18 protein-coding genes, 1 other RNA gene and 1 pseudogene are annotated in these 16800 nt (G+C 30.8%); 10 read left to right on the top strand and 10 right to left on the bottom strand.

Going from position 1 to position 16800, the window contains the following annotated elements; translation table 11 throughout:
* Positions 1-410 precede the first annotated feature (410 nt).
* The gene (locus tag AW14_RS11010; protein WP_154662151.1) at positions 411-587 is read left to right on the top strand and encodes a hypothetical protein; all 177 of its coding nucleotides are present in this window, start codon (positions 411-413) and stop codon (positions 585-587) included.
* A gap of 15 nt (positions 588-602) precedes the next feature.
* Here AW14_RS11010 and AW14_RS11005 read toward each other — a convergent pair whose 3' ends face one another.
* Together AW14_RS11005 and holA are read right to left on the bottom strand one after the other, a co-directional pair.
* On the bottom strand, positions 603-1268 hold the full coding sequence (locus AW14_RS11005) for a uracil-DNA glycosylase (protein WP_044638851.1): 666 nt from the start codon (positions 1266-1268) through the stop codon (positions 603-605).
* A 22-nt stretch (positions 1269-1290) separates the two neighbouring features.
* A complete protein-coding gene (holA, locus tag AW14_RS11000; protein WP_044638850.1) occupies positions 1291-2295 on the bottom strand; it encodes a DNA polymerase III subunit delta in 1005 nt (334 codons plus the stop codon).
* Positions 2296-2321: 26 nt separating this feature from the next.
* Here holA and AW14_RS10995 point away from each other — a divergent pair, with 26 nt between their 5' ends.
* From AW14_RS10995 to AW14_RS10985, 3 genes are all read left to right on the top strand, one after another.
* Entirely contained in the window at positions 2322-2768 is a 447-nt protein-coding gene (locus AW14_RS10995; protein WP_044638849.1) for a type I restriction enzyme HsdR N-terminal domain-containing protein, read from the top strand.
* Positions 2765-3754: a glycosyltransferase family 2 protein gene (locus AW14_RS10990; RefSeq protein ID WP_044638848.1), complete on the top strand. Its 990-nt coding sequence runs from the start codon at positions 2765-2767 to the stop codon at positions 3752-3754. The genes AW14_RS10995 and AW14_RS10990 overlap by 4 nt, the downstream gene beginning before the upstream one ends.
* A gap of 96 nt (positions 3755-3850) precedes the next feature.
* The gene (locus AW14_RS10985) at positions 3851-4687 is read left to right on the top strand and encodes an OmpA/MotB family protein (RefSeq protein ID WP_044638847.1); all 837 of its coding nucleotides are present in this window, start codon (positions 3851-3853) and stop codon (positions 4685-4687) included.
* A 268-nt stretch (positions 4688-4955) separates the two neighbouring features.
* On the opposite strand, the gene AW14_RS10980 is transcribed toward AW14_RS10985, so the two are convergent.
* The 5 genes and pseudogenes from AW14_RS10980 to AW14_RS10960 all read right to left on the bottom strand — a co-directional run bounded on the left by AW14_RS10980 (position 4956) and on the right by AW14_RS10960 (position 9607).
* Entirely contained in the window at positions 4956-6038 is a 1083-nt protein-coding gene (locus AW14_RS10980) for an iron-containing alcohol dehydrogenase family protein (RefSeq protein WP_044638846.1), read from the bottom strand.
* 95 nt (positions 6039-6133) lie between these two features.
* Positions 6134-6845: pseudogene (locus AW14_RS10975) on the bottom strand (HAD family hydrolase).
* Positions 6836-7564 carry a 3-deoxy-manno-octulosonate cytidylyltransferase gene (gene kdsB, locus AW14_RS10970; protein ID WP_044638845.1) on the bottom strand — a complete coding sequence of 243 codons (729 nt, stop codon included), beginning with the start codon at positions 7562-7564 and terminating at the stop codon, positions 6836-6838. The pseudogene AW14_RS10975 and the gene kdsB overlap by 10 nt, the downstream one beginning before the upstream one ends.
* A 39-nt stretch (positions 7565-7603) precedes the next feature.
* The gene (locus AW14_RS10965; protein WP_044638844.1) at positions 7604-8179 is read right to left on the bottom strand and encodes a DUF4126 domain-containing protein; all 576 of its coding nucleotides are present in this window, start codon (positions 8177-8179) and stop codon (positions 7604-7606) included.
* Positions 8180-8182: 3 nt separating this feature from the next.
* Positions 8183-9607 (bottom strand): ATP-dependent DNA helicase, encoded by a 1425-nt coding sequence (locus AW14_RS10960; RefSeq protein ID WP_044638843.1) that lies wholly within the window; start codon positions 9605-9607, stop codon positions 8183-8185.
* A gap of 128 nt (positions 9608-9735) precedes the next feature.
* Between AW14_RS10960 and AW14_RS10955 the strand changes: the two genes are divergently transcribed.
* The 3 genes from AW14_RS10955 to rsmD are packed head-to-tail and all read left to right on the top strand — an operon-like array spanning position 9736 to position 11814.
* Complete coding sequence (locus AW14_RS10955; protein WP_179944494.1) at positions 9736-10473, top strand: hypothetical protein; 738 nt, start codon at positions 9736-9738, stop codon at positions 10471-10473.
* On the top strand, positions 10457-11278 hold the full coding sequence (locus AW14_RS10950; protein ID WP_044639618.1) for a DUF3822 family protein: 822 nt from the start codon (positions 10457-10459) through the stop codon (positions 11276-11278). Before AW14_RS10955 ends, AW14_RS10950 begins: the two co-directional genes overlap by 17 nt.
* A complete protein-coding gene (rsmD, locus tag AW14_RS10945) occupies positions 11278-11814 on the top strand; it encodes a 16S rRNA (guanine(966)-N(2))-methyltransferase RsmD (protein ID WP_044638842.1) in 537 nt (178 codons plus the stop codon). Before AW14_RS10950 ends, rsmD begins: the two co-directional genes overlap by 1 nt.
* A 39-nt stretch (positions 11815-11853) precedes the next feature.
* Here rsmD and rnpB read toward each other — a convergent pair.
* Positions 11854-12174, bottom strand: an RNA gene (rnpB, locus tag AW14_RS14590) — RNase P RNA component class A.
* Positions 12175-12379: 205 nt separating this feature from the next.
* Between rnpB and dnaX the strand changes: the two genes are divergently transcribed.
* From dnaX to miaE, 3 genes are read left to right on the top strand one after another with little or no spacing between them, the layout of a single operon-like run.
* Positions 12380-14110: a DNA polymerase III subunit gamma/tau gene (gene dnaX, locus AW14_RS10940; protein WP_044638841.1), complete on the top strand. Its 1731-nt coding sequence runs from the start codon at positions 12380-12382 to the stop codon at positions 14108-14110.
* Positions 14111-14122: 12 nt separating this feature from the next.
* On the top strand, positions 14123-14689 hold the full coding sequence (locus tag AW14_RS10935) for a DUF4738 domain-containing protein (protein ID WP_084708862.1): 567 nt from the start codon (positions 14123-14125) through the stop codon (positions 14687-14689).
* 1 nt (position 14690) lies between these two features.
* Positions 14691-15272, top strand: coding sequence for a tRNA-(ms[2]io[6]A)-hydroxylase (gene miaE, locus AW14_RS10930; RefSeq protein WP_044638839.1), 582 nt, complete (start codon positions 14691-14693; stop codon positions 15270-15272).
* Here the strand turns inward: miaE and AW14_RS10925 are convergent.
* Both AW14_RS10925 and AW14_RS10920 read right to left on the bottom strand, forming a co-directional pair.
* Positions 15269-15793: a porin family protein gene (locus tag AW14_RS10925; protein ID WP_044638838.1), complete on the bottom strand. Its 525-nt coding sequence runs from the start codon at positions 15791-15793 to the stop codon at positions 15269-15271. The genes miaE and AW14_RS10925 overlap by 4 nt on opposite strands.
* 100 nt (positions 15794-15893) lie before the next feature.
* Positions 15894-16799: a Ppx/GppA phosphatase family protein gene (locus AW14_RS10920; protein ID WP_044638837.1), complete on the bottom strand. Its 906-nt coding sequence runs from the start codon at positions 16797-16799 to the stop codon at positions 15894-15896.
* Between the last annotated feature and the right edge of the window lies 1 nt (position 16800).

Here is a 16800-nt window from a genome sequence, read left to right as displayed (position 1 = left end):
TTTTTTATTTTGTTCAAAAATAAATTTTATTTAATAAAATTAAGGTATTTAGGATTGAAAATGTAGTGTGAAAATAGATTTGTTTTAAAAAAAAATAAATGTAAATTTTCAAATAATTGGAATTGTAAAATATTGATTTTATAGAACTTGTAACGCTCTTTGTTAAGAAATAATAATCTTTATAATTATAACTTTTCAGTAAAAATTTTAACTTAACAAATGTTAAATAAACAAAATAACTCCCAAAAAAGCATCTTTATCTAAAAATCAAGTAGGTTTTATTGTTATATCATTATAAGTACAACTACCTATAGTCAATGTAGTTCTTTTTTTATTATTTTTGTCCTGTATAATTAATGTATGTTTAAACAATAATAAAATTGTTTTATTTCATTAGAAAATAAATGCCTATGCTACTTAACATTACTATTTTAATTTCTTCTTTAGTTTTAATTAATTTTTTATTGTTGTTTGTAAGTTGCAATAAGACAAAAAACACAAGAAAAGTTAGCAAACAGCCTGTTATTTTAAGACCTGAATTTACTTTAGACTTAGATTCTAAAAATCTTGCCGCAACAGGAAGTTAATATTATAGAATTTAATTACCATTCTATAATATCTAAACCAGCGCTACTTAAAACGTTATTGGTTTGGCTAAAATGTTTGTTGCCAAACCAATAACCTCTGTTTGCACTTAAGGGTGATGGATGGCCACTAGTTAAAACATGATGTTTGTTTGTGTTTATTAGTTTTATCTTTTTTTTAGCATATCCGCCCCAAAGTAAAAAAACGACATGTTCTTTATTATCGTTTATTATTTTTATAACAGTATCTGTAAAGATCTCCCATCCTTTATTTTGATGACTTCCAGCTTGATGTGCTCTAACAGTTAGTGTAGCATTTAGTAATAACACACCTTGTTTTGCCCATCTCAATAGATTCCCGTTTTTAGGATATTCAACGTCTAAATCGCTTTCTATTTCTTTAAATATATTTACTAATGAAGGCGGATGTTTGATATGGTCGTTTACAGAAAAACATAATCCGTTAGCCTGGCCAATATCGTGGTATGGGTCTTGTCCTAAGATTACCACTTTTACATCTTGAAAAGAACAATATTTAAAAGCGTTGAAAACATCTTTTTCTAGTGGAAAACAGGTATTATTTTGATATTCACTATCAACAAAAGATAATAAATCTTTGAAATAATCTTTTTTAAATTCTGTTTGTAAGTAAGGTTTCCAACTTTGAGGTAGATTCAAATTCATTTAAGTAAGTTTAGAATTATAGTTAAGCAAAAATATTTACCAATAATTCTTTTAACAAATCGCCTTGAGGCACCGAGTTAGAACCAACACCCTTACTTTTTACATCAAAATCGCGAAGTGAAGCAATAATAGCACTAACCTTGCGCATGGGGTAATTTTTTGAAGCTGTAATATAATCGTTTACAAAATATGGGTTTACACCAATTGCAGCAGAGATATTTCGTGGTGACTTATCGTTTAAACCATGAATATATAATAGTTGAGAGAAAAAACTAAAAAGTAAAGATACCGTAACCAACATAGGATTGTCTTTAGGGTTGTCTGAAAAATACTTTACTATTTGAAAGGCTTTCAATAAATCACGATTTCCAACAGCTTTTCGCAATTCGAAGTTGTTAAAATCTTTACTAATCCCAATATTTTCTTCAATGTTTTCTGCTGTAATTTGAGTGCCTTTAGGTAAAATAATCTGGAGTTTTTCTAATTCATTATTTATTTTACTTAAATCGGTACCCAGAAACTCGACTAACATTTGAGCAGCTTTAGGTTCGATGGTATATTTTTTTGAAGCTAATACTCGCTTAATCCAATCGGGTACTTGATTTTCGTAAAGTTTTTTACTTTCAAAAATTACTGCATCTTTTTTAAGTGCTTTATATAGTGCCTTGCGTTTATCTAATGTTTTGTATTTGTAATTAAATACCAGAATGGTTGTAGATTGTGGGTTTTTTACATAATGAATTAGGTTTTCAATGGTACGCGATAAATCTTGCGCTTCTTTAACTATAATTACCTGATATTCGGCCATCATGGGGTAACGCTTCGCGTTACTAACAATATCATCAATAGTAACATCTCTGCCATATAAAACCATTTGGTTGAATCCGCGTTCTTCTTCAGCTAAAACATTAGATTCTATAAATTCAGAAATTTTATCAGTATAATAAGCTTCTTCACCCATTAAAAAATAAATAGGTTTCAACTTTCGGTTTTTAATATCGGTTACTAATTGTTTTACTTCGTCCATTAAAAAAAAATCATCAAATTTGTGATGTGCAAAAATTAAACTTTCCCACATACCCGTTCCGATTCAAAAATAGCGAAAATAAAGTATCTATTTTTGATTGTATTCGCAAAAAATTTGTGATTTTACAACCCGAAGAATGGGTAAGGCAGCACTGTGTATTGTTTTTAATAAATGAAAAAGGATATCCAAAATCGTTAATAAACATTGAAAAAGAACTCATTGTTAACGATTTAAAAAAGCGTTATGATATTGTTGTGTTTAATCCCAATGGAAGTATTCATTTAATTGTAGAATGTAAAGCACCATCGGTAATTATAAATCAATCTACTTTCGACCAAATAGCTCAATACAATCGCGTTTTAATGGCCGATTATTTAATGGTTACAAATGGTTTAAATCATTATTATTGTAAAATGAATTTCGAAAAAGAATGCTACGATTTTTTACGAGAAATACCAAACTATAACTCATGAATATAGCCATTGTAATATTAAACTGGAATGGTAAAACGCTTTTAGAAACTTTTCTTCCTTCGGTAATAAAATATTCAAAGGAAGCAGAAATTTATGTAGCCGATAATGCCTCTACTGATGATTCCATTAGTTTTTTAAATTCTAGGTATCCCAAAATAAACATCATACAAAACAACGAAAATGGTGGCTATGCTAAAGGTTACAATGATGCTTTAAAGTTTGTAAAAGAAGATATTATTTGTTTATTAAATAGCGACGTAGAAGTTACAGAACATTGGTTAAAACCAATTATTGATGCGTTTGAAACAGAACCAGAAACAGCCATCATTCAACCAAAAATTTTAGATTTCAATAAAAGAGATCATTTTGAATATGCCGGAGCAGCTGGCGGATTTATTGATAAATATGGCTATCCTTTTTGTCGTGGTAGAATTTTTAATACCATTGAAAAAGACCACGGGCAATATAATGACGATACATCTATTTTCTGGGCTTCGGGTGCCTGCCTGTTTATTAGAAATGATGTTTTTAAATCTTTAGAAGGTTTCGATGAATCCTTTTTTGCACATATGGAAGAAATTGATTTATGTTGGCGCGCTAAAAATTTAGGATTTAACATTAAATATATAGCTAATTCAATGGTTTATCATGTTGGAGGTGCTACCTTAAATAATACCAATCCTAAAAAAACCTATTTAAATTTTAGAAACAGTTTATATACGTTAACAAAAAATGCTTCAGGAAATTTATTTTCAATTATATTGATTAGGCTTGTCTTAGATGGAATCACTGGAATGAAATTTATTTTCGAACTGAAACCGAAGCATTTTTTCGCAATTCTCTATGCCCATTTTAGTTATTACAAATCTTTAAAAACCTTATTGATTCAAAGAGAAAAAAACATTCACGAAATTAAATATTTTAATAGAACATCTATTGTAATGGATTATTTCGTAAATAAAAAAGACACCTACAGTAGGTTATAGTTCGAATTTTAAAAGTTTTGTTAACTATGTTAAATTTCATCCTATTTTCCATACTTTTGTAGATAAGCAATTAAAAAACAAATACTAATTATAATTATGAAAAAAATTCTATTACTTAGTGCAGCTGCCATGTTGGTATTAAGTTCATGTGTATCGAAAAAACAATTCACAGATCTTGAAGCAAAATATAAAGACACTCAAGATTTATTAAATTCTGCAACTGTTAAGTTAAATGCTTGTTTAGAAGACAGAGCCGCTGCAACTGCAAGAGCGACAGCTTTACAAGATCAAGTAGCAGATTTAAGAAAAAGCAACGATAATTTACAAATTTTATCTGCTAAAGGTGCCTCAAATGTTGAGAAAACCTTAGAAAGCATTAAAGAAAAAGATCTAAAAATTACACGTTTACAAGATGCGCTTACTAAAAAAGACAGTGTTACTTTAGCTTTAGTTACAAGCTTAAAACGTGAAGTGGGTATTAACGATCCAGATATCGAAGTAAATGTTGAAAAAGGTGTTGTATTTATATCTATTGCAGATAAATTATTATTTCAAAGTGGAAGCTACAACGTAACAACTAGAGCTAGAGAAGTTTTAGCTAAAGTGGCTAAAGTTGTAAACAGTAAACCAGATTTTGAATGTATGGTTGAAGGACATACAGATAATGTACCATATAGAAAAGAGCCTTTATTAGACAACTGGGATTTAAGTGTTAAACGTTCTACTTCTATTATTAGAGTTTTAGAAGATTTAAACGTAAATCCAGCACAATTAATTGCTGCAGGACGTAGTTCTTATGTGCCTTTAGTTGATAATAACACCGCTGAAAATAGAGCTAAAAACAGACGTACTCGTATTGTTGTGTTACCTAAAATTGATCAGTTTTACGACATGATTGAAAAGGAAATGAAAAATTTAGAAGCAGGTAAATAATTATATAACCTTCTAAAAAAAAAGTCCAACTTTTAAAAGTTGGACTTTTTTTTATGTCTTTACCTAATTGAAAATAAATGAATTATGTGTAAATGACATTAAGAGGAAATATTAAAATAAAAAAAAGCCACCGAGGTAGCTTTTTTGTGAGTTAGTGATGTTTCTTTTTATTGGCAATTTACATGCTTACTTTATGTTTCATTTCTAACACACTTTATTTTAATATTTACAATTTCTATACCAAAACAGAAATATAAAAAGAAATGACTTACATTTTTTTATAAAGCGACTTTAGCTTAGCAGGTGTAATTGTTTTTTCCCATTTTTTACCTAATACATTTTCCCATAAGGGTTTAAGGCCTAACGATATATTAATCATAATATCAAATTCTTCATCGCTTAAATCGGCACAAATACCTTTTGGTAACTCAATATTATGTTTAGCTTTCATCTCTTTAAAAAGCTTAACACCTTCCGGGTAGAACTCTTCTAAATGATCGAAAACAATACAATTTCCAATGCCGTGTTTGGTTCCCAATAAATAGGCTAACCCATAACTCATAGCATGGGCTACACCCACTTGCGAATAAGCAATACTCATGCCGCCATGCCAAGACGCCATCATTAATTTTTCTTGAGATTCTATTTCAGATAAGGAATCATCTAAAAATATTTCTTTACACAAATCGAATGCTTTTTCACCATAACTCTGACTAAAAGCGTTTAGATATGTACCACTTAAAGATTCTATACAATGAATATAACAATCCATACCCGTGTAAAACCATTGGTCTTTTGAAACATCTTTAGTTAATTCTGAATCTAAAATAACTTGATCGAAAGGTGTGTAATCTGAATTAATACCCAACTTTTTTTCTGGACCAGTTAAAACCGTTGTACGTGAAACTTCTGCCCCAGTTCCAGAAATGGTTGGAATACCAACATGGTATATTGCAGGATTTTTAACTAAATCCCAACCCTGGTAATCTTTTGTTTCGCCTTCGTTTGTTAGCATAATAGATACAGCCTTTGCTAAATCTAACAAAGTACCACCACCTATACCTATAATACCTGAAGGACGTTCTTTTGTAGTTAGAATAATATCTTCAACCAAGGCATCAACTTGTGATGTTTTTGGTTCTTCATCTGCAGAAATAAAAATTATTCTATCGTCATACGATAATGAAATTCTTGAAGTTAGCCACTCGTTTCCTTTAAATACATCATCAATTAAATATATAAATGGGGCATTTATATTTAAACGTTTTGGGGCTAAAATCTCATTTAACTGATTGAAACTACCTCTGCCAAAAACAACTCTTGGCACCATTGGAAAGTTTTTATAGCTCATTTATTTCATTTCTTTTCGAACAGCAAAAATAGTGTTATTTTAAAATTTAGGCACACAAATGTTTTTTTGATTTTAAAAAAAAATTATTTATGTAATCACTTACAATTTAGTAATTTTAAAATATCTATTAAACTGTTAATTGTTTTATACGATTTACCGTTTGTTTCTTCTTTGGTTACTTGCTCATGCTGCCAAGTTGTATGAAATGGCACATGTATAGCGTTTGCTTTGATGTTTACTAATGGTAACACATCCGATTTTAATGAATTTCCTATCATTAAAAATTCAGAAGGTTTTATATCTAAATGGTTTAATAATTTAGAATAATTCTCTTCTTTTTTATCACTTAAAACTTCAATATGATGAAAGTATTTAGTTAAGCCCGATTTTTCTAATTTTCTTTCCTGATCTAACAAATCACCCTTTGTAGCCAGAATTAATCGGTACTTTTTAGATAAAATTTTTAATACCTCTTCTACTCCATCTAATAATTCTACAGGTTTATTAAGCATGGTTTTGCCTATATCTAGAATAGAAGCAATTGTTTTTGGGGAAACCTGATAATTAGATTGTTCTAAAGCACTTTCTACCATAGATAACACGAAGGCTTTTACACCATAACCGTAAAGCGGTAAATTATCGATTTCCTTTTTAAAAAGCTCCTGATCTAATTTGTTTAGAGTTTCATACTCCGATAATAAATTTCCAAAAGGCAGCTTCGGCTTCACGAAAATAGGTTTCGTTTACCCAAAGCGTATCGTCGGCATCAAAACCTATAACTTTTATGTTTTGATAATTTATTTCCATTGTTTTTTGGCGCGTTCCAAATCTTCAGGGGTATCAATTTCTACACCTTCTACATGTGTTTCGACCATTTTTATACGTTTGCCATATTCTAAATAACGAATACATTCAATTTTCTCTGAAGCCTCTAAAGTTAACATGGGTAACCTGTAAAAATCTAGAATAGCTTCTTTTCTAAATGCATAAACCCCTTTATGCTTGAAATAACGTACGCCTACATTTTTATCTCGTGGATATGGAATGGGGCTGCGTGAAAAATATAAAGCAAAACTCGATTGGTCGACAATAACTTTTACCGTATTTGGGTTTTTTATTTCTTCTTCATCTGTAATATGAACCATTAATGATGCAAGATCAATCGTTTTATCATGATCGTCTTTAAAAACATCAATTAATTTAGTGAGCGATTCGGTATCTGTAAAAGGTTCGTCGCCTTGAACATTAATTACGATGTCTACGTCCATAAATTCCACAGCTTCGGCAATACGATCGCTTCCACATTCATGTTCCTTTTTACTCATTATGGCCTTACCGCCATTATTCACAATTTCGTTGTAAATAATATCGCTATCGGTTACTACAAAAACATCATCGAACAAATTTGTTGCAACGGTAGCCTCGTAAGTACGAAGAATCACGGGTTTACCACCCAAATCTTGCATGAGTTTACCAGGAAAACGACTTGCACTGTATCGTGCAGGTATCATTGAAATTATTTTCATTTTATTTTATAAAATATGTCACAAAAATAACATATTATTTTAGATGTTTTTGACTTTACGAGTTCTAAACTTTTTGTAAAGTTTAAAAATTACAAATACCATTATAATTACTAAGGCGATAGCTAACAAAGGTAAAAATATGGATATTACAGACATTAAAGTAGCGGTGCCTGTTTCTATGGTTGAAACTATAGGGTTTGTAATGCCTCCGGTGGTTGTGGTTGATGCTAATCTGGTTGTACTGGTTGTGCCCGAAATGGCTGCAGCTGTGCCACCACCTGCAATAATGGCAAGCGCCCAGGTTATAACAGGACTTAACTCTGAAACCGTAGAGAGCATCACTGCGGTTCCTGCTAAAGCTGCAAGTGGAACTGCCATACTATCTAATAAATTATCGACATAAGGAATAAAATAAGCAAAAATTTCTACGATTGTTGCAACACCTAAAACAATTACTGCCGTGGTGCTACCGACCCATTGCCAAGAAGCATTTAGTTCCCAAACGTTAAAATAAGAGGCTAAACTTAAAGCAAAAAGAGGTAAAAACACCCTAAACCCTACCGAAGCAGATAGACCAATGCCTAAACAAATACTAATTATGGTTTCAAAATTCATAAACTATTCTTCAAAACTATCATTTTTAAAGCCTATAAGATACAACTTTTCTTTAGCTCTTGTAACAGCAGTATATAACCAACGTAAATAATCTTTGTCTATACCATTAGGTAAGTATGGCTGTTCAACAAATACGGTGCTCCATTGGCCACCTTGCGATTTATGACAGGTTATGGCATAAGAGAATTTTACTTGTAAAGCATTAAAAAAATTGCTGTTTTTAACTTTTAGAAATTTCTTATAATTACTGGATTCGTTCTCAAAATCTTTCATAACTTCTTGGTAAAGTCGGTTTGAATCTTCATAAGATAAAGAAGGTGTTTCTGCTTCAATAGTATCTAAAAGTAAAACGGTTTCAAAAGGTTGCATCTTTGGGTAATCTACCATTCGAATTTTAACTTCAGCAAATTTAAATCCATAAAGTTCTTTAATACTAAAAATTTCTAAAACCTCAATAATATCGCCATTAGCTATAAATCCTGCTTCACTGGTTGGTTTCACCCAGAAATAATTGTTTTTCACAACCATGAGATAATCTCCAGATGACAATTCGCTTTCATTAAAAAGGATTCTGTTTCTTATATTCTGGTTGTATAAATTAGCGCGTTTATTGCTTCTAACTATAATAGCTGTTTCCTCATTTCCCAAAGAACTATAAGCATCGTTTATAGCATCCATAATTTCGTAGCCATCGACCAGTCGTACAATATCTTTAAAGCCATGTAAATCGAATTTAAAATAATCATAAATATTATTAGAAAGTGATTCTCGAAGTGTCGTGGCATTTATTAAAATTCCCGAATTTTCGGCTTGACGCATCACCTCGTCTAATTCCATTACTGTTACCTCTTTATTATAATTTAAAGCCAGGGTGTTTTCATTTAAAGCGGGACTCAAGTCCAGCTTTACAGGTGGTAACTGGGCGGTGTCTCCAATAAGTAACAACTTACATTTATGTCCGGAGTAAACATATTGCATTAAATCGTCTAGCAGAGAGCCGTTTTCAAAAAGTTTAGAATCGCCTACTGCATCAGAAATCATGGAAGCTTCATCTACTATAAAAATGGTGTTTTTGTGTTTATTGGGCTGCAACACAAACTTTACACCGCCAGATTTCTCTTTTTTAGGAAAGTATATTTTTTTATGTATAGTAAAGGCCTCTTTTCCTGAATAATTTGAAATTACTTTAGCAGCTCTACCTGTGGGTGCCATAAGCACAGAACTCATTTTTACTTTCCATAAATTAGACACAATAGTCCCTATTATAGTGGTTTTTCCGGTTCCTGCATAACCTTTTAATAAATAGATTGCATTTGGTGAATTACTAATAATAAATTCAGATAATTGTTGCAATACAACATTTTGTTTTAGGGTAGGTTGAAACGGAAACTGCTGTTTTATAAGGGAATAAAATTCTTGAGGGGTCATTTATAAATTTATGTATAATAAATTATTCAAATATAGAAATGATTTTATACTGAATAGGTTTTTACGATTAAAAAAAAATTGTAGATTTGCGTATGACGTTTAATAAACACTTTTAATTAAAAACAATTATGTTAAATTTTATTCTTATTGCTGTTGCAGTAATTCTGCTTACAATTGGCTTGGTTAAGTTAGTTGATAAATTTATACCTTCAAAATTCAAGCCAGTGTTAAACATTGCACTTTGGGGATTAATTATATTTTTAGGTTACCAAACTTACATGTCTATTTATAACCCGATTTTATTTAACCAAGAAAAAAACAAGCGTTACGCTAAAGTAATAGAGAAATTAATTGACATAAGAGATGCTGAATTAGCACACAAACAAGTTACAGGTAAATTTACAGATAACTTCGATGAATTAATTAAATTTATTGAATCTGCAAAATATACAATTACTCAAAGACGTGATTCTAGTATTTTAGATGCCGCTTTAACAAAACAATTTGGAGTAGATATGTTTAAAGACATCGTTATTATAGACACTTTAGGTTTTGTATCGGTAAAAGATTCATTATTTAAAAATTCAAATCGTTATAAGACAATGATGGATGTACCAGTTGGAAAGCCTGGTTCTAAATTTAATTTAAAAGCTGGTTTTATTGAACAAAGCGATGTTAACATTCCTGTTTTTGAAGCTTCTGTCGCTAAAGACATTATTTTATACGATCTAGATAGAGATCTTGTAATTCAAGAGAATCAAGTCGTATCGGTTGATGGCGTTAATGGTAACGTTTTAAAAGTAGGTTCTATGGAAGAAGTTAACACCAATGGAAATTGGCCAAAAACTTATGGATCTAACGACTAACACAACTAACAATAAAAGTAATAAAGAACTGTCCATTCAAATAAGTTTGAGTGGACTTTCTTTTTGTATCTTAGATAGAGAACAAAATACCATTCTACAAACTAAGTCTTTCGATTTTGATAGAAAATTTAATACTATCGAAATCTTAGATTACTTAAAACATATACTTGCCACAGAAAACGATTTAAAAACTGGTTATAATAATGTTACCGTAGTTCACGATAATGATATATCGACACTGGTACCTAAACCGCTTTTTAACGAAGATTGTCTTGCCGATTATTTAAAGTTTAATTCTAAAATTTTAAAATCCGATTTTATTGCTTTCGATCAAATTCAAATAAACGACTCGGTAAATGTTTATGTGCCTTATGTTAACATTAATAATTTAATTTTTGACACCTTCGGCACTTTTACCTATAAGCATGTTTCAACCATTTTAATTGAAGAAATTTTACAATTGGAGAAAAACTCTGAACATCCAAAAGTATATGTAAACGTAAACCGAAAACATTTTGAAATTATTTGTGTTGATAAAGGAAAGTTAAAACTATACAATACTTTCGAGTATCATACCAAGGAAGATTTTATTTATTATATTCTTTTTACTACCGAACAATTGGGCTTAAATCCCGAATCTTTTCAATTAGTTTTATTAGGAAATATAATTGAAGACAGCAGTTTATATAAAATAGCCTATAAATATATTAGAAATGTAAGTTTTGGGAATAGAAATGAAACCTATCATTTTGCACAAACCCAAGGATTTCATCATACTAATTTCACTTTAATAAAAAGCTTTTAATGCGTATTATCTCTGGAATACATAAGGGAAGAAAAATTTTAGCACCAAAAAATTTACCCGTAAGACCCACGACCGATATGGCTAAAGAATCTCTTTTCAATATATTGGGAAATAGTTTTTATTTTGATGCCATTTCTGTACTTGATTTATTCTCTGGAACCGGTAATATTAGTTACGAATTTGCATCAAGAGGCACCAGTAATATAACATGTGTCGATCAAGATTTTGGATGTATCAAGTTTATTAAACAAACCGCAAGTGCTTTAAACTTACCTTTGCAAACCATTAAAAGCGATGTTTTTAAATTTTTAGAAAAAACTACCCTACAGTGTGATATAATTTTTGCAGATCCGCCTTACAATTTTACAGAAGAAGACTTCTCAAAAATCCCAGAACTGGTATTTAAAAATAATCTGTTATTAGAAGAAGGGCTTTTAATTGTAGAGCATTCCAAACATACCAACCTATCAAATTTGGAGAATTACAGTCATTCAAAAAGTTATGGTGGTAATATGTTTAGCTTTTTCGAAAATTAATAAAAAACAAAGCCTTTTGAAAAATTCAAAAGGCTTGTTTATTTAAGTAAATCTATAAGCCGAATTCTGTACTTTTTGCAAAACAAAAAGCCTCTATCATTTATCTTAGTGCATTGTTACCAATACACTTTAGCTGCCTACCCTCCAGCATCAAGCGTGCCGCCCTCAAACGCTGGTTTACATGACATTGCACCACATAGAGTTTACACGGTTTCACTACAGCATTACCTGTACATACTTTCTGTTGCACTATTCCTAGCCTCACGACTGGTGGCCATTAACCACTATGTTGCACTATGGTGTTCGGACTTTCCTCCCTTAATACTTAAAAATATTAAAAGCGATAGAGCGATTTACTTGAAGCAAAAGTACAACACAAAAAACAAAAACCACGGTTCTTAAATTAAAAATAAACACCTGTGAGTTTTACTTTGCTAAAACAGGTTTAGACACCTTCGTGTTCTAAACTTTTACATTGTAATTGTTAATAACTCAATTGTAATTTTAAGCTGCAATTTGTATAATTTTCAGTTGAATTTTTAACTTTGTTACACAAACATATTCAATGGAACATTTTGTAGTATCAGCACGAAAATATAGACCCCAAACATTTAAGGATGTTGTGGGACAACAGGCGATTACAAATACCTTATTAAATGCCATTGAAAACAATCATTTAGCTCAGGCGCTTTTATTTACAGGACCTCGAGGCGTTGGAAAAACAACCTGTGCTCGTATTCTAGCTAAAATGATAAATAATGGTGGTACCGAAGCTGGCGAGGAAGATTTTGCATTTAATATTTTTGAATTAGATGCAGCTTCTAACAACTCGGTAGACGATATTAGAAGTCTAACAGACCAAGTTCGTATTCCACCACAAATAGGAAAATACAAAGTTTATATCATCGACGAGGTACATATGCTTTCGCAAGCGGCCTTCAATGCCTTTCTTAAAACATTAGAAGAACCGCCAAAACATTGTATTTTTATTTTGGCAACTACAGAAAAGCACAAAATTATTCCTACCATATTATCGCGTTGTCAAATTTTTGACTTTAAACGTATTACCGTTAAAGATGCCAAGGAATATTTAAAATATATTGCCGAAGAACAAAATATAACTGCAGACGATGATGCCTTACATATTATAGCACAAAAAGCAGATGGCGCCATGCGTGATGCGCTATCTATTTTTGATCGTGTTGTTAGTTTTTCTGGTAAAAATTTAACGCGACAAGCAGTAACCGAAAACTTAAATGTTTTAGATTACGAAACTTATTTTACCAGCACCGATTTAATTTTAGAAAATAACATCCCCGAGTTATTATTACAATTTAATAATACACTATCTAAAGGTTTCGACGGTCACCACTATATTGCTGGTTTGGCATCGCATTTTAGAGACTTATTAGTTAGTAAAACACCATCAACTATCGAATTATTAGAAGTTGGTGAAGAAACTAAAAAGAAATACCTGGAACAATCTCAAAAAGCATCACAGGCTTTTTTATTGCAAGGCATAAACTTAGCTAACGATTGTGATTTAAAATATAAATCCAGTAAAAACCAGCGACTTCTTATTGAATTATGTTTAATGCAATTAGCCTCTATCACTTTTGATGGAGAAAAAAAAAATAGCAGACATTACATAATTCCTGCTACATATTTTAAAAAGAAAGGCCTTACTCCTGTTACTGTTAAAAAACCTGATGTTTTAGAAACAAAATCGGCTGCTGCAAGTCCTGAAGTTAAAACTGTAAATACAGCTCAAACTAACACAAAAGCAGAAGAAGTTAAAGAAAACGAAGTTCCTAAAATAGTTTTAAATAGCGAATCTAAAAGAACTTCGGGTTTATCATTACGAAGTATTAAGGCTAAAAAAGAACATCTTATAAAACAAATGGATGTTATTGTAGATGAAGAAAATCTACCTAAAGATGCCTTTACAGAAGAAGCTTTTATTGAAACATGGAACAATTATATAACCATTCTTCAAGAAAAAGGACAATTTAATTTAGCTTCAATTTTAAATATCGATACCCCAAAAATTAAAGATACTACGGCATTTGTAGAATATCCAACCGAGACCAACAAACTAGAAGTAGAACGCAATCAATTTGAATTGCTTTCATATATAAGAAAGACTTTAAATAACTACGATATTTCTTTAACAGTTACTGTAAATGAAACATTAGAAAAGCAATATGCCTACTCTACAGCAGAAAAATTTGAAAAATTAAAAGAAAAAAATCCTAATATTGATTTACTAAGAAAAGCTTTCGATTTAGATATTTAAAAACACCTGATTATGAAAAGTATGTGTATTTTATTGTTTGTTGTAATTAGTTTTATTGGGTGCGATGGTCGTGAAAAGGCTTATCAAAAAAATCAAGAAGTTCTTCAAAAAGCCCAGTTACTCGAATCTTTTTCAGAACAAATAAAATTTATTCCAGAAAATTATACAGAAATAGCAACGGATACCACGTTTAGTAACGGACTTCAAATAAAACTTAATTATCATTCACTAGAAAACGATTATGTTTTAAAAACATCTAAAACAAAGCAAGACACCATCATAAAAGAACACTTTAAAAATTTTGAAGTTAGTTTACAACTATTTAAAAACGAATCATTAATTACAGAGAAAACAATCAATAAGCATCTGTTTTCAGAATTTATTGATGCTAATTTCCGGGAAGAAGCAATTATGCTATACGTTTGGGTAGACCATTCCAGTTCAACCGAAAAGCAAGTTTGCTTGAATACAGCATTCAATATTCCAAATACATCTATTTTTAAAGATTTCGTTATTTATGTTAATGATAACGGTTCTTTGTATGTAAAAGAATTAAAAACAACAAAAACAACCATATAATATGCTAGGTTTAAAATTACCAACAGATCCAAGATGGGTTAATATTGTTGAAAAAAATATAGAAGAAATTTTAACAGATCACGCATTTTGTGAACAAAAAGCGACCAGCACCGCTATTTCATTAATTGTTAGTTTTCCCGAATATAGTGAGTTGGTAACAGAAATGACTGCTTTAGTGAAAGAGGAAATTAGTCATTTTAAAATGGTTCACGATAAAATTTTAGAGCGCGGTTGGACTTTAGGAAGAGATCGAAAAGATGATTATGTATTACAATTAGTTAAATTTTTTCCAAAAGGCGGCAGCAGAACAACACAATTGGTGCATCGATTACTTTATGCAGCTTTAATAGAAGCTAGAAGTTGTGAGCGTTTTAGACTTCTTTCTGAAGAATTACAAGATAAAGAATTAGCTACCTTTTACAGAAATTTAATGGTAAGTGAAGCTAACCATTACACCATGTTTTTAGGCTTTGCCAGAAAGTATGGAAATAAAAAAGAAGTTGATACCAAATGGCAACAACTTCTTGATTATGAAGCTAAAATTATAGCTAATTTAGGAACAACCGAAGCCATTCATGGTTAAAACTTATAACCAATACCTAATTGAATATTAGTATTTATAGCTTCATCACCTAAATCTTTGTCGAATATATTAACAACACCGTAGGTATATCTTGCATCTAAAAATAAGGTGTGAGATAACTTGAATTCTAAACCACCTACACCAGAATAGGCCCAATCTCTAAGGCCATCTTCAAATTTATGACTCTTTAAACCCACTTGAGGACCTAGTCCAACGTGAAACTTTTCACTCAATCTAAATTTAAAATAAAGCGGCATTTGCAAATAATCTAATTGTAAATCTTCATCCTTTGCACCTTCTGCCGAGAGTTGAATTTCTGGCATAAAAGCGATGCCTTTAGACAAACCAATTTCAGCTAAAAACCCTATAAAAATTCCATTTCTATGAATATTTTCAACGGTTATGGGCGTATCAAAATCTAAATTAGAAATATTGTATCCGCCTCGTACACCAAATTTCACTTCTTGAGAATAGCCATAAACGGATACCAGAAGTAACATAGCTAAGTAAATTTTTTTCATAATTATATTGTGTTAGTTTGTAAATTATAATCAATTTTATCAACACGAATATATAAGAAAATATTTCACAATGATAAATAACAAGTTGAACTGCAAAATTTTACTGTGTATGGCTAGAAACGGTATCAAAATAGATACTTTTAATTATACCATCTGCTAAACCTATTTTAGGAACGTAAATATTTTTAGCATTACTCCATTTCATGGAAGATAAATAAATTCGCATCGCAGGTATAATAACGTCTGCCCTATCCTGATTTAAATCGAGTTCTGTAATACGCTCTTCGTAGGAATAACTTTGAAGTAAGTTATAGTAAGACGTTAAATAAAAATATGTTAGGGGTTTACCTAAAGCTTTCCCTGATACTTTAAATATTTTATTAATGTTACCACCAGAACCCAATACCGAAATTTTATCGTATTGTCTGGTATGTTCCTTAATCCAGATTTCTAATTCTTGCCAGGCTTCTTTAGAAACCATATCGTTTAAGAGCCTTACGGTTCCTATTTTAAATGATCGGGATGCTATGGTGTTACCTTCATGAATTACAGTAAATTCGGTACTTCCACCTCCTACATCCACATATAAATACGTTTTATCAATATCGATGTATGAATTTAAATCGGTTGCAGCAATTATTGCGGCTTCTTCTTCACCTTCAATAATATCAATAACAATATCAGAATTTTTTAAAACCAAATCGACTACCTGCTTACCATTTTTAGATTCTCGCATTGCCGATGTAGCACAGGCCTTATATTTAACAACTTTGTGAGATTTCATTAGAAGTTTGAAAGCTAACATCGTGTCTACAATACGATTGGTATTTTCTTTTGAAATTTTATTGTTAACAAAAACATCTGCTCCTAAACGAATTGGAACTCGTACTAATGAATTTTTTTTAAACTTAACGGGTTTACCTTTTTGTTCTATGATATTTGAAATTAATAACCTAACGGCATTAGATCCTATATCGATGGCAGCATATTTTTTTATTGATAACATA

Source organism: Siansivirga zeaxanthinifaciens CC-SAMT-1, from assembly GCF_000941055.1.
GTDB lineage: Bacteria > Bacteroidota > Bacteroidia > Flavobacteriales > Flavobacteriaceae > Siansivirga > Siansivirga zeaxanthinifaciens.
This window is presented reverse-complemented; position numbering and strand designations above follow the sequence as displayed.